Origin of the sequence: Collinsella sp. LCP21S3_A9, assembly GCF_052118785.1 — a bacterium.
Taxonomy (GTDB): Bacteria; Actinomycetota; Coriobacteriia; order Coriobacteriales; family Coriobacteriaceae; genus Collinsella.
This window is the reverse complement of sequence record NZ_JBQKGN010000016.1, coordinates 24,609-41,166: the sequence shown is the minus strand read 5'-3', so window position 1 is coordinate 41,166 and position 16,558 is coordinate 24,609. Positions and strand designations below refer to the sequence as shown.

Sequence of the window (16,558 nt, the reverse complement as noted above, 5' to 3'; positions counted from 1 at the left end):
CTTGCGAAAAACGAATCCAAGTCAGACCATTTCAAATGGTTCGATGTCTGCCCGGATGCGACACATCTGGTGTGTCCATCCTCGCAGTATCCGGTTCTCAAGGTGCACGCCCTCGCGGTCAATCCGGTCCGACCGGGCCGCGCGGCAAGGAGATATATTGCCAGACCGGAGGGGCCCGCGGGGCGGGAATCCCGCACTCCATATTTTGTTCACAAACGAACCAATCCTTCAGCTGTTCCACTGAAGTCATATCTGAAGCATCGGCTTCCGGTATTGGCGATGACCAGCTGGTTTATAGGTGTTGAGGTATCGGTCATCTCTGGTGCGCTACTTTACTCTAACGGCATCTGGTTTTGGTTTCCTGTCGGTAAAAGGCTGGTTTTGGCCGCCAGGCGTCCTTATATATAGAGAAGATCGGGTTCGAACCCGTGCACCGGCAACAAATAAGCGGCCGGCATCCGCCAGTCGCTTTTCTATTCTATGGTGGGCCGTCAGGGGTTCGAACCCTGGACCTTGGGATTAAAAGTCCCCTGCTCTGCCAGCTGAGCTAACGGCCCGCGGATGGCATTGTACCACGGTCTAAGACTATTCCCAACTCCATTGGCCGTTCTGGAAAATCACAATTTCACGTCCATCAGGTGTAATGCCCGTAATATCGATGTCGTCCGTGCCAATCATAAAGTCAACGTGCGTGCTCGAAACGTTGACGCCATGCTCCAGAAGTTCCTCTTTGGACATGTCATACCCGCTTTCGATGCACTCGGGAAAACCGACACCCAACGCAAGGTGACAGCTGGCGTTCTCGTCATAGAGTGTGTCGTAGAACAGAATGCCGCTTTCACGAATCGGTGTGTTCTTGGAAATAAGCGCGACCTCGCCCAGATGAGCAGCACCTTCATCGGTTTCAATAATGCTCGCAAGCGTTGCCTTACCCACGCGAGCGTCATAGTCCACTACGCGGCCGTTCTCGAACTTAATCCAAAAATCGTCAACCTTATTGCCGTGGTGAATGAGCGGCATAGCCGAGTACACGATGCCGTCGGCGCGCATACGATCGGGCGAGGTGAAGACCTCCTCGGTGGGAATGTTGGGGAAGAAAGGGTGACCGTCGGGAGTTTTTCCCTTGCCGCCGGCCCACTCATGGCCTTTCGTCATTCCAATCGTCAGATCAGTTCCATTCGAAGCGGTGTAGTGCAGGCAATCAAATTGATTATCGTTTAGGAAGCGCAGGTTCTTTTCGAATGTGGCGTCATGGAGCTCCCAGTCGCTCTCCGGGTCCTGGCCATCAGCACGAGCGGTGTGCAGAATCGCATTCCACAGCTTATAGACTGCAACCTCATCGGCGTCTCCCGGGAATACCTCGCGCGCCCAAGCAGCGACCGGAGCGCCGGCGATGCACCACGGGTTAATGTTGTAGTCCAGTCCACGGCGGAAGACCTTGCACTGCATGTTCCTCGCCTTAGAAGCTGCGGCAGGCTTAGCGGGATCGATACCCTTGAGGGCAGCAGGGTCCGTGCCCTCAATAAAGATAAAGCAGGCTCCGTCCTGGGCAAACGAATCCAGCTGCATGCGCTTCCACTCGGGAGTCTGCTCAAAATAGCTTTTCTCGACATGCTCGTAGGTAAGCCTCGTCACGGCATCGTCAGCCCAGATGACCGTCACGTGACCGGCACCGGCGTCATAAGCCTCCGCAACCACCACGCGCGCAAATGACGCGCACTCGACGGGAGACTGAACGACGACCTCCTGACCGGGCTTAACGTTGACGCCCTTGCGGACAACGAGACGCGCATAATTGTTAATCTTGGGCTCCAGGGACTTCATACCCTCCAGAGCCTCTTCGACCGTCAGGGCAGCTCGAATCATGTGCCACTCCATCTATCTACAGGACAGTAAAAAGGCGCACCGCAAAAAACGACGCGCCTTATATCTTAGCGATATCTATAGGTTGTAACGCTACTACTTCTTCTTGGAGGCCTTCTTGTCCTCTTTGGCAGCCGAGCGCTCGATAATAGCGTTGAGCTTGTTATCGGACATGCCCTCGGCCTGCGCGCGATACATATTACGCAAGGGACGGATGCGCACGAAGTCGTAGATGAAGTCACCCAGAATGACGATGTAGGACAAAACAATGCCGGCCATCTGGACGGGGCTGGACACCATGCCAGCGGGAGCGAAGTACAGCGAAGACCAAATGGCCACGACGAGCACCATGCCGATAGTAAGCACGGCCCACCAGATGCGGCGGCGCTTGGTGTAGTCCTCATCCTGCTTGAGAAGGATACTCGACACCGTGTAGATGCGGTCCTCCTTGGCGCGCCGCTTAGCCTTGCGGGCGCGCTTCTCCTCTTTAGAGAGGCCCTCGAGGCTCTCGCCCTTCTCGAGCTCCTTGCGGCGTGCCTTGGATGATGCCGGCACGACGCGAACAGAACTCGCTGCCTGACGAGCTGGCTTGGCGGATGCGGCGGACTTGCGCGCAACCCCGGTAACCTCGTGGGATTGCGTGCGCTTGTTCGTGGCGCTGCGGGTACTCACTTACGCGTTCTCCTTCATGCTTGTAAACTGGGAGCCCGTGATGATCTGGAAGGCCTCGCGATAGCGCTCGGACGTGCCATCGATGACCTCGGCGGGCAGATGCGGGGTCTCCCCCGTCATATCCCAGTTGGCCTTGAGCCAATTGCGGACGAATTGCTTGTCGTAGCTAGGCTGAATCTTACCCTCCTCGTAGCTGGCGGCAGGCCAGAAACGGCTGGAGTCGGGCGTGAGGCACTCGTCGATCAGCGTGACCTTGCCATCGATGACACCAAACTCAAACTTGGTGTCGGCAATGATGATGCCACGGGTCGCTGCATACTCGGCGGCAGCTTTGTAGATCTTAAGAGACAGATCTCGGATCTGCGTGGCGATGTCCTCGCCAACGATCTCGCAGCAACGCTCAAACGAGATATTCTCGTCGTGATCACCGATCTCGGCCTTCGTGGACGGGGTGAACAGCGGCTCGGGGAGCTTGGAGGCCTCGGTCAGGCCCTCAGGCAGCTGGATGCCGCAGACGGTGCCGTTCTCGTCGTAGGTCTTCTTGCCCGAACCGGTCAGATAGCCGCGGACGATGCACTCGATAGGAATCGTCTGGGCCTTCTTAACCAGCATGGCGCGGCCTGCGAGATAGTCACGATACTCGGCAAACTCCTTGGGGAAATCCGCCGGATCGATGGAGACGAGGTGATTGGGGACGATATCGGCAAACTTGTCGAACCAGAACGCCGAGATACGGTTGAGCACCTCTCCCTTAAACGGAATTTCGTCGGGAAGAATAAAGTCGAACGCAGAAATGCGATCGGTGGCGACCATCAACAGGTTTTCGCCGGCATCGTAGATATCACGAACCTTGCCACGGGAATCCGGACGACGCTCCATCGTTGTCACGTGAGTCACTCCTTACCTAAATACGATAGAAATGCGGGTTCTTTCCCGCACGTTTTCGCAAACTCGGAGCGGCAGGGACGCGGCCCCTCCTTCACCGAATAGCGAAAAGCTAGTGCTCCATTGTAGTAGATGCCGCGTCCGCCGTGTGCTCGCGGGGCAGATGAATCGTAAAAGTCGTACCCTTTCCAAGCTCCGACTCCACGGATATGTAGCCATGGTGACGCTCGACGATCTGTTTAGTTACGGCGAGGCCGACGCCCAGGCCGCCAGCTTCGCGGGCGCGGCTGGCATCGGCGCGCCAAAATCGTCCGAAGATACGCGACAGATCGTCCTTGGCAATACCGATACCGGTATCCGAAACGGCAATACTGACATGCTTGCGGTCACTGAGCACCGACACTACGACCCAACCGCCCTCGGGGGTGTAGCGCATGGCGTTGCTCATGAGGTTGATGACGCATTGCGTGATCATGTCGGGATCGGCCTCGACGACATCGTCGTGCCCCTGGGTTTCATCTGCAAAGCGAAGGCGAAGGTCACGGTCGGCAAACAGACGCTCCTGGCCGTTCACAATCGATCGCACGAACGGAACCATGTCCACCGGTTCGAGATTGAGCGGAGCCGTGCTGTTTTCCATACGCGATAGGTCGAGCATCTGCTGCACCAAACGAGCCAGGCGACGCGTCTCGGAAGCGACCGTCTCCAGATGCTCGTCGTCGGTGGGATACACGCCATCTTGCATGGCCTCGACCGTTGCAAGCATGGCCATGAGCGGTGTACGAAGCTCGTGTGCGACATCCGAGGTCAGGCGCTTTTCGTGCTTCATATCTTTCTCGAGTGAGGTGGCCATCTCGTCAAAGGTCTCACCCAGCTGGTCGATTTCGTCATCGCCGCGCAAGCCCGTACGAGCAGACAGATCGCCGTCGCGAATTTGCTTGGCTGTGCTCGTAATACGATGAATCGGCTTGGTAAGCATGCGCGACACGAGCGATCCGATAACGACCGAGATGCAGATTGCAACAACCGCGGCAAGAGCCATGGCGTTAAAGGTCTTCTCCCTAAACGCAGAATCTGCCTTAGTGAGCAGAGCGTCGGAGCCGATAGCCCATAGCTTTACCTGTCCGACATGCTCGCCAGAGGACGTAACGATTTCGACGTTGGCAACGCTATCGGAGTCGGTGGGCGCTGACGAGACCGGGCTATGCGAGGCCTTTTTACCGCTCGAGCTGCTCGACGGCAATTCGCTCTCGCGCACATCGGCGGTCGCACTTGCCGAAGGCCATGAGTCGTCATAAACGACAACGCCCTTTTTGTTGACGACCTGCATACCCAGGTCGTCGGACACCAAGCTCGATGTCGCGACCGTGCGCAGCTCGCCCGCAGTCCAATTGCCGTTTTCCTCATACGACGTCGCAAGCTTTTCGGCAGCAGAATTGGCGATCTCGACGATATTGGAGCGCGTGTAATCCGAAAAGACGGTGCCCCACACAACGGAGACAACGCCCACCAGCACCAATACCGTCATGAGCGATGTCAGGGCAAAAGCCAAAGCCATACGCGAGGGATAGCTCATCGCCGGCCGTGAATCGGAACGAGGCGTGTTCCAACTTGCCTTGGAACCCGCCTCGTTCTCCTGCTTGTGCTTTTGTCCGATTTCAAAGCGCGCAGGTGTCATATGTGATTTACCTATTTCTCGTCCGACTTATCGGTCTTGGCCGGAGCCTCGAAGCGATAACCGACGCCGTGAACGGTATAGAGCCACTTAGGCTTCTTGGGGTCGTCGCCCAGCTTGGCGCGAAGGTTCTTCACGTGGCTGTCGATGGTGCGCTCGTAGCCCTCAAAGTCGTAGCCGAGCACCTTCTCGACCAGCTCCATACGGTTATAGACGCGACCGGGATGGCGAGCAAGCGTGGTAAGCAGCTTAAACTCGGAAGCGGTCAAATCAACTTCCTTGCCCTCGACCAAGATCTTGTGGCCCGAGATATCGATGACCAGATCGCCAAAGTCGAGTACCTCAACGGCGGGCTCGTCTGCCTGGTGAGCACGACGGAACAGGGCGCGAACGCGGGCGACGAGCTCGCGCGGCGAGAACGGCTTGATCAGGTAGTCGTCGGCACCAAGCTCGAGGCCGATGATGCGATCCTCGATCTCGCCCTTGGCGGTAAGCATGATGATGGGCACATCCGAGGTATCGCGGATAGTGCGGCAAACGCGCTCGCCGGGGATCTTGGGGAGCATAAGGTCGAGCACAACCAGGTCGAACTGGTGCTTCTCGAACTCCTCGATCGCAGACTGGCCATCGCCAACGCCAACAACCCAGTAGCCCTCGCGCTCGAGATAGGCAGCGACAGCGTCACGGATCGCCTTCTCGTCCTCGACCAGCAGAATCTTTTTTGCATCTGAAGCCATAACACGGCCCCCCTGTCTCAATTAGCTAAGAACAAGCCCATTTTAACGCACCTGAGCCCACCGGGCATCGCATGGGCGCGACAGCTCGGCGGGCGGTACTCACGGTTACAATGGGCTTATTCCCCCGTTGGCGCCTTTTTAACCCCTCGGCGCTAAAGAGAGAACAGGCGAGCGGTAACCGTCTCGGGAATTCCTTGGCTATTACGCACCGTGGCATAGGTTAAAAACGTATTCGATTTTCCCGCCGTAGCTGGATAGTCGCCATATTCGAGAGCGCGGTCGGGCGACAGCAGCGAACCATAGGTTTTAGCGGAGGTATCGATCAGAAAATGCGATGCCTGAACCTTAACCAGATATTTGCCCTTCCTGCCGGCGGCGCACGCGAGCGGTTCGCGCGATAGAAATTGATACGGGCCGCCCTCGTTACCAATGTAGGTACCCATATTGCCCAGGCCGCCCACGCCGGCATAGGTCGCCTCAATGGAGAACACAAACGTATCGCCCATATATACGGCCTCGAAAGGTGACACCGACGAAGGAAGGACCAGCTGAGCCCTCTTGGTATTGTTGCCGTCCGTCAGGTCGATCGCCGTCATGCCGTAGTAGACGCCCTCGTCATTGCGCACGCGGGGTGAGATAGTCAGGATGCCATCGCTCACGCGCGGTGCAGACGCAAAGCGGCCTGTCGACTTCCAGATTGCCTCCGCTTTAGATTCATCGAGCGAACGGCGGTAGCAATATGAATCGCTGCCGGTCTTATTGCCACCGGTCGAAGGCATCTTGTACCAGATGACCGACGAGTCAAAGGCGGTAAACAGCGGAGGGTCGTAGTCCTCACCGCCGCGATCAAGCTCAACGGCATTACCAGTAAGCGCCGCGCCCGACAGGGTTTGCGCATAGAGCTTCCACGACGAATTCGCGTAGTTCATCTCAACCCACGCAAACACGCTATCGGTGGCGCGAACGTCGTAAAACGCATAACCGGAACCCTCGACAGGATCGTCAATCAACGTGGTGAGTGAGCCGTCCCCCATGTTGAACACGCCAAGCGTGTTGGCATGCAGCGCAGATGCGGGCGCCATCATCGCCGCAGCGTAACCTCCATCGCAGTAGTACAGCAGCGTCCCCAATGGCAACGTCCACGACGCCGTCGGCTTAAGATCAATGTCGACGGCCTCATACTCTTCGGTAATCGAGACGATCTTGGAATCATCTTTGATAACCTGCGGCTCACCGGCAGCATCATCGCTGGTGCCCGTTTTTTTCGAGCACCCCGCAAGCAGCGTGGCAGCACTCGCGGCAGCACCACCCAACACAAATCCTCGGCGCGTTACCCCATTCTTAACGCGATCAAAAATACTCATTAGGCAATCTCGGCACGCGCGGCCTCGATGGCACGCGTAAGCTGGTCGGCACAGGAGGTCTTTTTCGTGCCGCACGTATTGCCGGCCAACACCTCAATCACACGATCGGAAGAAACACCTTCGACCAATTTAGAGATGGCCTTGAGGTTGCCGTTGCAGCCGCCGGTAAACTCAACGCCCAGTACTTTGCTGCCGTCATCGGAAAGATTGAGGTGAATATTGCGAGTACACACGCCCTGGGGCTTGTAATCAAACGAAATCATGCGATCTCCTTCTCAGAATGTCATTCGAGACGACTATTATCCCCGTCTTTCCATAAATGCAACGAGGCGCTTTACCGGCAACACACATTACCAGCAAAGCGCCCTAAAAAGCTAACGTTATGCCCGAACCTACTCGAAGCTCAGCTGCTCCAGACGATCGAAGACCGTATCGATGCGGGTGAGGAAGTCCCACGGATCAAAGATCTCGTCGAGCTTCTCCTGGCTGACGGTGCAGCGCGGATCGGCCTCGAGGCGCTCCTTGAAGGTGGGGCCGGAAACACAGTCCTGCACCTCATGCCAGGTCGCCATGGCGTTTTCCTGCACGATTGCGTAGGCGTCCTCACGGGTAATGCCCGTATCGACGAGGGCCAGCAGAACCTTGGAGGAGAAGATGAGACCGCGGGTCTTGTTGAGGTTGGCCATCATGCGAGCCGGATACAGCTGGAGGCCATCGATAACGCGGATAAGGCACTGGAACATGTGGTCAAGTGCGATAAAGCTATCGGCCTGGGCGACGCGCTCGGCAGAAGAGTGCGAAATGTCACGCTCATGCCACAGGGCGACGTTGTCGAAGGCGACCTGGGCGTTGGACTTCACGACGCGCGACAGGCCGCAGACCTTCTCCATGGTGATGGGGTTACGCTTGTGCGGCATGGCGGAGCTGCCCTTTTGACCCTTGCGGAACGGCTCCTCGGCCTCGAGTGTATCGGTCTTCTGCAGATTGCGAACCTCGGTAGCGATACGCTCGCAGGTGGCCGCCGTGGTGGCGAGGACGCCAGCGAGGTAGGCATGATGGTCGCGGCTGATAACCTGCGTGGACAGCGGGTCGTGAACCAAACCCAGGTGCTCGCAGACATACTCCTCGACAAACGGCTCGATGGAGCTGTAGGTGCCAACGGCACCCGAGATGGCACCGAAGGCGACGTTCTTGCGAGCGTCCTCAAGGCGATCCAGATCGCGCTTGAGCTCCCAGGCCCAAGAGCCAAACTTCATACCAAAGGTCATAGGCTCGGCGTGGATGCCGTGAGTGCGACCGGCGCAGAGCGTGTTACGCTCCTCGAAAGCGCGACGTTTGCAGATCTCGCCGAGTTTCTTGACGTCCTCGATAATTAGGTCGCAGGCCTGGGTGAGCTGATAGCACAGGGCCGTATCGCCCAAGTCAGAGCTGGTCATGCCATAGTGAACCCAACGGCTGGGTTTAGGCTCGCCCTCGGGAACATCGGCGTCGATATACTCCTTCATATTGGTCAGGAAGGCAATGACGTCATGGCGCGTGACTTCTTCGATCTCGTCGACCTTCGCCTTCTCAAAGTTGGCGTGGTCGCGGATCCACTGAGCTTCTTCTTTAGAAATACCGATCTTGCCGAGCTCCGCCTGGGCCTCGCAGGCCAGAACCTCAATCTCCTGCCAAATGGCGTACTTGTTCTCGAGGGAGAAGATGCGTCCCATCTCCGGGCGGGTATAGCGATCGATCATGGCGGCTCCTTTTTGGTTATTGGCACGTTGGTCGTAACTCAACCATTGTACCGTGCGCAGGTGCAAGTATAGGCAGCAGGTATTAACCTAACATTTTGCCATTTGCCTAACGTTCACACCCTGTCGGGTTCGAGTCCCGGCACTTTATTGAAAAAAGCACGACACCGTGATGGTGCCGTGCTTGTACTTTTAACTGGAGCGGGCAACGGGACATCCGCGCATTTGCTTCGCAAATCCGCACCGGCTTCAGGCGCCTGTCGGCGCCTTCACCTGCTCGCTACAAACGCTTCGCGTTTGCTTAACGCTCACACCCTGTCGGGTTCGAGTCCCGGCGCTTTATTGAAAAAAGCACGACACCGTGATGGTGCCGTGCTTGTACTTTTAACTGGAGCGGGCAACGGGACTCGAACCCGCGAGTGTCAGCTTGGGAAGCTGATGCCTTACCACTTGGCGATGCCCGCATATGTGGGGGATAGTATAACGCGGTTGTCTTGTTTGATACAAGGGCGCTAACCCTTGTTTTACGCATGGAAAATCATCTTCTTGTTGCTCGAATTGCGAAAACAGGGACTCGAGTAACCTGTTTTACACCGTCTTCTACCTGCTCTTTTGTTTGATTATCTAAAACCGGTCTCCATTTGTTGGGAACTTGGCAAGTTCTTGGTCAGCTCGCGGTACTTACCCGTATGACCCCCGGCGCTAATCTCATCCCACGCGCCGCAATCTCCCAGCGCGGCGCACAAAGGATAAGGAGCAGCCATGTCCAATGCACCCACGCACTCTGTCCACAGCGCAATCGCAACAGCACCGCTGCTCCTATTCCTCTTGTTGTTTCTAGCCTGCGCCACGCCTGGTACCGCCTGCGCCGTCGATGGAAACGATACGCTTAGTTTTCGCACCATCAGCGATATGTGCGGACCGTTTGGCATTGGCAAGTACGAGGCACAAGACACCTCGATTTCTTACTGCATGAACCAAGACTGCCCCGGCCCCAGCAGCCCAGGAGGACCCTGGCGGACCTACAATCAGGGTTGGACATGGCTCGACAACGAGTTTGCCGCCGTCATCTGCCATGGATACCCCTCCGCCACATCATTTGGCGGCCATAACCTAACGGCCGAACGCGCCCGCGCCGCAACCCAGATTGCCGTGTGGATGCTCAAAGGAACCACGCGCCCCGATGGCTCTTTTGCGTATACAAACAACGCCGGCGTTGCCAAAAGCGGCAAGTTCGATCAAGACGCCGAGGTTGTCGCGGCGGCGCGCTGGCTCTACGACAACGCAAAAGCCGGAAATATTAAGGCCGACCCGCATCGCGCCAGACGCTATCACGGACCCGTCTCTAACGAAGGCCGGCACCAGGATATGCTCTACGTTTTGCCCACCATCAACGTATCCTTTGAGAAAAGATCTGCAGACACTGTCATTACCAGCGAGAACGATACGTATCAGTTAGGTGGGGCGACGTTTAACATCTTTGAGGAAAACACAGACAAACACGTCGGCAGCATCAAAATGGACGGCAACGGTCGTGCACGGGCAACACTTTTGCCCAACACGGCATACTACCTAATCGAAACCAAAGCGCCGACAGGCTATCTGTCCCGACGCGATCGCATTGCCTTTACCACCGGAAAGAGCGGCGGACATGTCACAATCAACGAGCAGCCAGGTTCTATCACGCTGCGTGTCGTTAAAACCGATGCCGCCACGAATGCCGGAGCGCAGGCGGGAACCTCGCTCGCCAAAGCCGAATTTACCTGTGTCTCGCAATCTACCCCTGGGTGGACGCGTACCTTCACGACCGAAGGCGATGGCCAGGCGACCTTAAGCGGCATTCCCCTGGGAACCTTTACCCTCTACGAATCGAAAGCACCAGAGGGCTACCTGCTCCCCCATGACAGCTGGACCTATACGGTCGGCCCCAATCAACTAAACGACACGGGCGTCGTTGAGCTCGAACGCCGCATCCCCAATACTCATGTTGCGTTTGACCTCGAGATTTCCAAGTTCAAGGATTACGGGAACGGCGAGCAATCGGGATTAGAACAGCCAGCGGAAGGCGTCGTCTTTGAAATCGTCAGCAACAGCTCTAAGCAGGTCGTAGGCACATTGACGACAAATATCTATGGCTTCGCATCCACCAAAGACCAGCCCAAGGCCTGGTTTGGCGCGGGCACACGACCGGACGGCGTCCACGGAGCCATCCCCTACGATCGTGAGGGGTATACCGTTCACGAGGTCCCGGAAACTGTTCCCGCAGGCTTCAAGCGGGCAGAAGATTGGACCATCGCGCCCGAGCAAATCGCCGACGGAGCCAAGCTTCAGTACATAGTGGACAATCACACCCTTTCGACACATCTCCAAATCATCAAACGCGATGCCCAGACGGGAGCTTCCGTCCCCCTTGCCGGCTTTAGTTTTCAGCTGCTCAACAGCAACCGTGAACCCATCTCTCAAACATGCTGGTATCCGACGCACAACGTTATGAACACCTTTACCACCAATGAGACCGGCACCGTCACGTTGCCAGAATCGCTCAAGCCGGGCACATATTACGTACGAGAAGTCGCAGCCAAAGCGCCCTACCTTGTGGGCGACGAACTGAAGGTGACGATTCCTGCCGATGCAGATCTCACACCTATCGCCGCCGTCTCGTATTTCAACAGCGCGGCAACCGGAAGCATCGAGATCGTGAAGGCTGACGCAGTAGACGGCAGTGCCCTATCTGGTGCCAAGTTTGAAATTCGCGCTGCCGACGATATCGTTTGTCCCGATGGCCACATTGCCGCCCTTGCCGGTGAAGCCGTTGCCGCCGTCACAACTGATGAACAGGGTAAAGCTCGCGTAGACAACCTTTCGCTGGGTTGCGGAACGGCACGATACGAAGTCGTTGAAACCCAGTCTCCCGACGGCTATCTACTTGATCGGACAGCACATATCGTTGAGCTTGCTTATATCGACCAGAAGGTCCCCGTGGTCGAGTCGCAGATCGAATTGTCTAATGATTACACCAAGGTCGATTTCTCCAAGGTCGATATGACAGGCAAGCATGAAGTTAAAGGCGCCCGACTGGTCTTATGCGACGCCGATGGAACAGAAATTGATTCTTGGATATCATCCGAGCAGCCCCATCGCGTGGAGCACCTTGAACCCGGTTCTTATACCCTACGCGAAACAATGTCCCCGCGCTCCTATGACCTCGCTGAAGACGTATCCTTTGAAGTCGAGGATACGGGGAAGATCCAGGCCGTAACCATGACGGATACACCGATTGAGATTAAGGGGAGCGTCGACAAGCAACAAGAAATCGCGCGGCCAACCGCAAAGGGAACAGTAGCGAACGGCGACGGTAAAAACCGGGCGGCGACGCAACCCGACAGTAAGGGCTCCTATTCCTACACCATCGACGCTCAAAACGAATCGAGCACCTGGGTCGACGAGTTCACCGTCACCGACGATCTCGAATGTGCCAAAGACGGCACGGCCAAACTTGTCGCCATTAAAACCCCAATCGCCGTCGGCGACTTAAACGGGCTCTGCAATGTTTGGTATCGAACGTCACCGGCAGACAAGTTGGGCATAAAGGAAAAGGCCAACGCCACACTTGACGATGAACACACCAACCCGTGGCTCGAGACAGCCGAGGTCAAAGAGCGGCTGGGCGAGGATGTGCGGATTGTCGATTACGATGGCTGGAGTCTTTGGAAAGCCGATGTCTCGACCACGGAGTCTTCCACCCTCGAAGTAAAGGACCTTACGCTTTCGGACGACGCTGTTATCACGGGGATTCGCTTTGAGTATGGATCGGTTTCCGCAGACTTTACGACCCGGCGCGACAACGATTCTTGGAATCGCAATGGGCTTAAAGACGAGCATGACGACCTTGACGACGCGGCGGCAGCCCTCAAATCGGATTTACACGGAGCAATCATCCGGATGTGTGCAACCTCATCCTATACGCCCCAAACCGCACTCGCCAACAGTGCCCGTGTTGACCTTTGCCGCAACGGAGGAGGCGAAAAACTCGAGTCGCACGATAAAGATCGTGTTGTTCAAAAATGCGCCATTCCGCAGGATCTTCCAAATACGGGCAATGCACCCATCATCTCTTTTCTCACCGCATTATTGACCGCCGGTGGCACAGCAATTTGGCTCACTTGGCTAAGCTCGGCATCAAAAGAGGAGTAGGTAGAAATAACGGGCGAGCCGATATGCCGGCTCGCCCGTTATCTGGCGTATGTAACCAAAGGCTATTCCGTAGACGCAGACCCGCCGTCAACAAGTTCCAGATCGCCATCCGAAATGCCGTCGGCACCCAAACTCTGCTCTTGCTCCACCTCTTCGCTCATCGTGGACCTGGGCGTCGACCCCTTAGCGCCCACGATATATGCGGCCCCCAAACCCATAGCGATGGCGATCAAAAACAGAACCACATAGACGGGCCAATGGCGTTTGATGTATGAAAACACGCTAACTCCTTAGAGGTCCGCTACGAACGGCGGATGACCTCGGTGACAACCTCGGACACCGTAGCGATGTTCGTCGGGTTGACGTTGTACGGCAAATCGTCTTCGGTGCGCGCGCAGGCAAGACGCGGGCCATCGACACCGGCAATTGTGAGGGCGCGACGGCTCGCCTCGAGCGCGGCATAGGCATCGGTCTTGGAATAGGGCATCTCAAACGCGCCACAATCAACGTGGAACGACTTGCACACCTTGCTGACCAGATTCATGATGCGGCGATCACCCTTGAGCAACTGCTGCTCGCCTTCGACCGTCACGACCGAAAGCCTACCGGCTCCAATGGACTCAAGATTGATAAAGAACACACCACGCAGCTTATCGCGATGGGCTTCGAGGAACGCCTTCATACCGGCGCCGTCACAATCCGAGGCACCCGTTGCCACAAACCAGATATCGTGACCAAGCAGCTCGTCATCACCCATGGAGGCAACAGCCGAAAGCATGTCCTCGGCAGAAGCGCCGTCAGAAGAGGTGGCACCGCCCTTCCAGCCGTTATCATCGTCCTCAAAGTTATCCCAAGAGCCGATACCGCGGCCAGACTTCTTGGCATCGTAGTCATCCTCGACGCCCAGCCAGTCGCTCATGCTGTTCTGCTCATTTTTCTTTTTGCGTCCGAACAAGCCGCCCAGACCGCGCTTCTGAGGCTTTGCCTCCTTGGCGACGGGAGCCGAGATGGTTTCGATGGGCTGAGCGCCCGAAGAAACGGGCATGGAGGGGGCAACCGGTGCCGACGTGGGCTCGGGCCCCTGAGCCGTCGCGAAAGGATCGTCGGCCTGAGCCGAGGGGTCGGGAAGATCGAAGAGGGATGTGCGGGATGCGACGTTGGCCTGCTGCATCGAGGGCAGCGACGGATCGGGGACCGAGGCAAGCGGCGAAGAAGAAGGTGTGGGCACCGGAGCAGAAGCGGGATCGGGGATATTCATCTGCGGACGCGGTGCGGCCTTGGACGAAATCTGTGCCATGAGCGAATCAACCGTCTCGACCCGCGCCGATGCGGGGTTGGCAACCGTGGAGCCGGGATCGCTCGGGGCAGGCATGGTAAAGATCTGCGTAGAGTACGGCCTGGACTCATCGGCGTTAGAAATCACCGGTGTCTCTTCTTGCTCAACGACGACCGTCGCTTCGGTTTCAATCTCGTCGGCGGTGTTCGGCTCGGCGTCAACGTTCTCAACCTGCTCGGCATCGAAACTCTCAGCCGGCTCGGCTTCGGGCGCCTCGATCTCATCTGCAGCATCCTGGGACTCATCGGAAACAGAAAGGGGATCGGCGATGGCAGTACCCTGCTTCTCGAACGTTATCGTGGCATCGAACTTCGCGGCATCGAGCGTCTCGGTGGCGTCGATTGGCTGCTGGGCCTCAAAGGACGTCGTAGCCTCGGCGACCTCCGTCGCGGCAGGCTGCTCAGCCTCATGCTGTTCAAATTCCCGCGCCGCACGCTCACGCTCGGCCTCGGCAGCCTGCTGGTGGGCAATAGCCTCCTGCTCTGCCACCTCGCGCGCAGCGGCACGCTTTTCCTCAAGGTCGTCGACAAGTTTTTTACCCTTAGCGAGTGCGCCCTTAAAGAAGCTTGAAGCGCTGGCTCCAATCGAAGAGAACGCAGATGCTATATCGGCATGGGGCGTCGCGACCGGTAGATCGGCCGAAAAATCGGTATCGCTCTCATAGGAAACGCGCTGCGGATACTCATCGTAATCGCTGGCGGAATCGTCGTACACATCCTGAACCACCGGAGCGGGTGCAGCGGTGTCCGGCTCGGGTGCAGGGCTGGGCTCGGGTTCCGTCTCGGGCTCGGTATCGACGACGGGCTCGTCGGCAGGCGCGGCGACAGGTTCAACCGAAGCAGGCGCGGGATCGATCGTCGGCTCCTCGCCCTCTTCGTAATCAAGCGTGCACGACTCGGGAAGCATCCCCAAGGCACGAATGGCATCAGAACCAAAGCGAATATTACCGGCAGCATTGCGATACAGCTTGGGCTCGGGCTCGCTCGGCTCAGCGACAGCGGGCGCCCCAATCGACTCGACGACATCCTCATCCGCGACCGGCTCGGCAGCAACCTCGGCTTCAGCCTGAGCCTCGGGAGCAATGACACCAATCAGGGTTTCGTCAGCTGAGGCACCCTCAAAGCCATCGATCTGCTCGTCAAAAACTTCGCCCTGCTCGGATTCGGGAGCGATCGGCTGGCCAAACTCGTCCTCGTTGTAGGAGGGTTCTTCGTACTCGATCGTGTTGCCGTAGTCGTTTTGCTGCTGGGCAGCGGCATACTCAGCCGCCGCGCGCGCCATCTCCTCGGCACGACGCTTTTGCTCACCAAAATAGTCATCAAACGGAATGTCGTTGGGGAACTCGTTTTCGCCTTGGTAAGGAGCAACGTTATCCATGACACCGAGCATCGCGGCTACAGAAGACTTATTGCAGACCGCACCGGACGTATAGGGAAGAACAAAACGGTTGGCAATGATATTGGCCGCGTTGGCGAGCGCCACAAGAGAGGCGAGGATCGCAACGATCCAAAGCAGAACCTTCAAAGCGCCGGGGAGCGGCAGAATACGCAGAATGGCGACGGCAGCGGGGACAATCGTGGCGACCGGCAGCATCTTGGCGATGAGCGCGCGATACGGCGCATACGGTTCGCGAGCGAGGAGCTCGGCACGCGGAGAATCGTAATGGGCGACAACAACCACCGGACGGTTGCGCGGAGATGCAAGCGGACCTGTGGCCTTGTGATAGGCAATGACATTTTGACTCACGCCCGTCTTGCCCAGGCGAGAAATAACAGGGCGACCGGTACGCTCGAGCACATACAACACAGCACCGACGATGGCCAGCAGAACACCGATTAAGCCGATGCTGCCGCCAATACCCATAAGCAGGGCACCGGCAAAAGACAGAATGCCTGTGACGGCAAATGCCAGCCTGCTGGGTGCAGGAGCGTTAAATTCCTGGACTTCGGGATCAAAGCCATGATTGCGGAAGATCTGGGCGATATCCTCGGCAGCCAAACGCTCTTCTTCGCTGCACGCCGGCGTGATGCCCGTGCCCTGTAGCAGATGATTGATATAGTTCTGGGTGTTCGCCATGTGCGCTCCACATCCATAAT

12 protein-coding genes and 2 tRNA genes are annotated in these 16,558 nt (G+C 57.2%); 2 read left to right on the top strand and 12 right to left on the bottom strand.

Annotated features, from left to right (window positions below; all coding sequences use genetic code 11):
* Positions 1-408, top strand: a 408-nt coding sequence (locus ACTQ05_RS07295; RefSeq protein WP_441538604.1) for a hypothetical protein, incomplete at its 5' end; no start/stop codon positions are given.
* A gap of 73 nt (positions 409-481) precedes the next feature.
* On the opposite strand, the gene ACTQ05_RS07290 is transcribed toward ACTQ05_RS07295, so the two are convergent.
* The 10 genes from ACTQ05_RS07290 to ACTQ05_RS07245 form a co-directional block, all read right to left on the bottom strand.
* A tRNA-Lys gene (locus ACTQ05_RS07290) sits at positions 482-557 on the bottom strand.
* A gap of 28 nt (positions 558-585) precedes the next feature.
* Positions 586-1,866 (bottom strand): aminopeptidase, encoded by a 1,281-nt coding sequence (locus tag ACTQ05_RS07285; RefSeq protein ID WP_441538602.1) that lies wholly within the window; start codon positions 1,864-1,866, stop codon positions 586-588.
* A 93-nt stretch (positions 1,867-1,959) separates the two neighbouring features.
* Positions 1,960-2,535, bottom strand: a complete 576-nt coding sequence (locus tag ACTQ05_RS07280) for a hypothetical protein (protein WP_427717870.1) — start codon at positions 2,533-2,535, stop codon at positions 1,960-1,962.
* The gene (locus ACTQ05_RS07275; RefSeq protein ID WP_154516897.1) at positions 2,536-3,414 is read right to left on the bottom strand and encodes a phosphoribosylaminoimidazolesuccinocarboxamide synthase; all 879 of its coding nucleotides are present in this window, start codon (positions 3,412-3,414) and stop codon (positions 2,536-2,538) included.
* A gap of 118 nt (positions 3,415-3,532) precedes the next feature.
* Positions 3,533-5,098 carry a sensor histidine kinase gene (locus tag ACTQ05_RS07270; protein ID WP_154516828.1) on the bottom strand — a complete coding sequence of 522 codons (1,566 nt, stop codon included), beginning with the start codon at positions 5,096-5,098 and terminating at the stop codon, positions 3,533-3,535.
* An 11-nt stretch (positions 5,099-5,109) separates the two neighbouring features.
* Positions 5,110-5,832, bottom strand: coding sequence for a response regulator transcription factor (locus tag ACTQ05_RS07265; RefSeq protein WP_006236208.1), 723 nt, complete (start codon positions 5,830-5,832; stop codon positions 5,110-5,112).
* A gap of 152 nt (positions 5,833-5,984) precedes the next feature.
* Entirely contained in the window at positions 5,985-7,196 is a 1,212-nt protein-coding gene (locus ACTQ05_RS07260) for a hypothetical protein (protein WP_427748135.1), read from the bottom strand.
* Entirely contained in the window at positions 7,196-7,459 is a 264-nt protein-coding gene (locus tag ACTQ05_RS07255) for a TIGR03905 family TSCPD domain-containing protein (protein ID WP_427717875.1), read from the bottom strand. The genes ACTQ05_RS07260 and ACTQ05_RS07255 overlap by 1 nt, the downstream gene beginning before the upstream one ends.
* A gap of 129 nt (positions 7,460-7,588) precedes the next feature.
* Positions 7,589-8,935, bottom strand: a complete 1,347-nt coding sequence (gene purB / locus ACTQ05_RS07250) for an adenylosuccinate lyase (protein WP_441538600.1) — start codon at positions 8,933-8,935, stop codon at positions 7,589-7,591.
* Positions 8,936-9,321: 386 nt separating this feature from the next.
* Positions 9,322-9,396: transfer RNA gene (locus tag ACTQ05_RS07245), tRNA-Gly, on the bottom strand.
* 298 nt (positions 9,397-9,694) lie between these two features.
* On the opposite strand from ACTQ05_RS07245, the gene ACTQ05_RS07240 reads away from it, so the two are divergent.
* Entirely contained in the window at positions 9,695-13,126 is a 3,432-nt protein-coding gene (locus tag ACTQ05_RS07240) for a SpaA isopeptide-forming pilin-related protein (protein WP_441538598.1), read from the top strand.
* A 62-nt stretch (positions 13,127-13,188) separates the two neighbouring features.
* On the opposite strand, the gene ACTQ05_RS07235 is transcribed toward ACTQ05_RS07240, so the two are convergent.
* Both ACTQ05_RS07235 and ACTQ05_RS07230 read right to left on the bottom strand, forming a co-directional pair.
* Positions 13,189-13,407 carry a hypothetical protein gene (locus ACTQ05_RS07235; RefSeq protein ID WP_427729007.1) on the bottom strand — a complete coding sequence of 73 codons (219 nt, stop codon included), beginning with the start codon at positions 13,405-13,407 and terminating at the stop codon, positions 13,189-13,191.
* A gap of 20 nt (positions 13,408-13,427) precedes the next feature.
* Positions 13,428-16,538: a hypothetical protein gene (locus tag ACTQ05_RS07230; RefSeq protein ID WP_441538597.1), complete on the bottom strand. Its 3,111-nt coding sequence runs from the start codon at positions 16,536-16,538 to the stop codon at positions 13,428-13,430.
* Between the last annotated feature and the right edge of the window lie 20 nt (positions 16,539-16,558).

Coding starts and splice junctions, on each gene's coding strand:
- ACTQ05_RS07275 (WP_154516897.1), bottom strand. CDS start 3,414: ATGGAGCGTCGTCCGGATTCCCGTGGCAAGGTTCGTGATATCTACGAT.
- ACTQ05_RS07260 (WP_427748135.1), bottom strand. CDS start 7,196: ATGAGTATTTTTGATCGCGTTAAGAATGGGGTAACGCGCCGAGGATTT.
- ACTQ05_RS07285 (WP_441538602.1), bottom strand. CDS start 1,866: ATGATTCGAGCTGCCCTGACGGTCGAAGAGGCTCTGGAGGGTATGAAG.
- ACTQ05_RS07255 (WP_427717875.1), bottom strand. CDS start 7,459: ATGATTTCGTTTGATTACAAGCCCCAGGGCGTGTGTACTCGCAATATT.
- ACTQ05_RS07240 (WP_441538598.1), top strand. CDS start 9,695: ATGTCCAATGCACCCACGCACTCTGTCCACAGCGCAATCGCAACAGCA.
- purB (WP_441538600.1), bottom strand. CDS start 8,935: ATGATCGATCGCTATACCCGCCCGGAGATGGGACGCATCTTCTCCCTC.
- ACTQ05_RS07230 (WP_441538597.1), bottom strand. CDS start 16,538: ATGGCGAACACCCAGAACTATATCAATCATCTGCTACAGGGCACGGGC.
- ACTQ05_RS07270 (WP_154516828.1), bottom strand. CDS start 5,098: ATGACACCTGCGCGCTTTGAAATCGGACAAAAGCACAAGCAGGAGAAC.
- ACTQ05_RS07265 (WP_006236208.1), bottom strand. CDS start 5,832: ATGGCTTCAGATGCAAAAAAGATTCTGCTGGTCGAGGACGAGAAGGCG.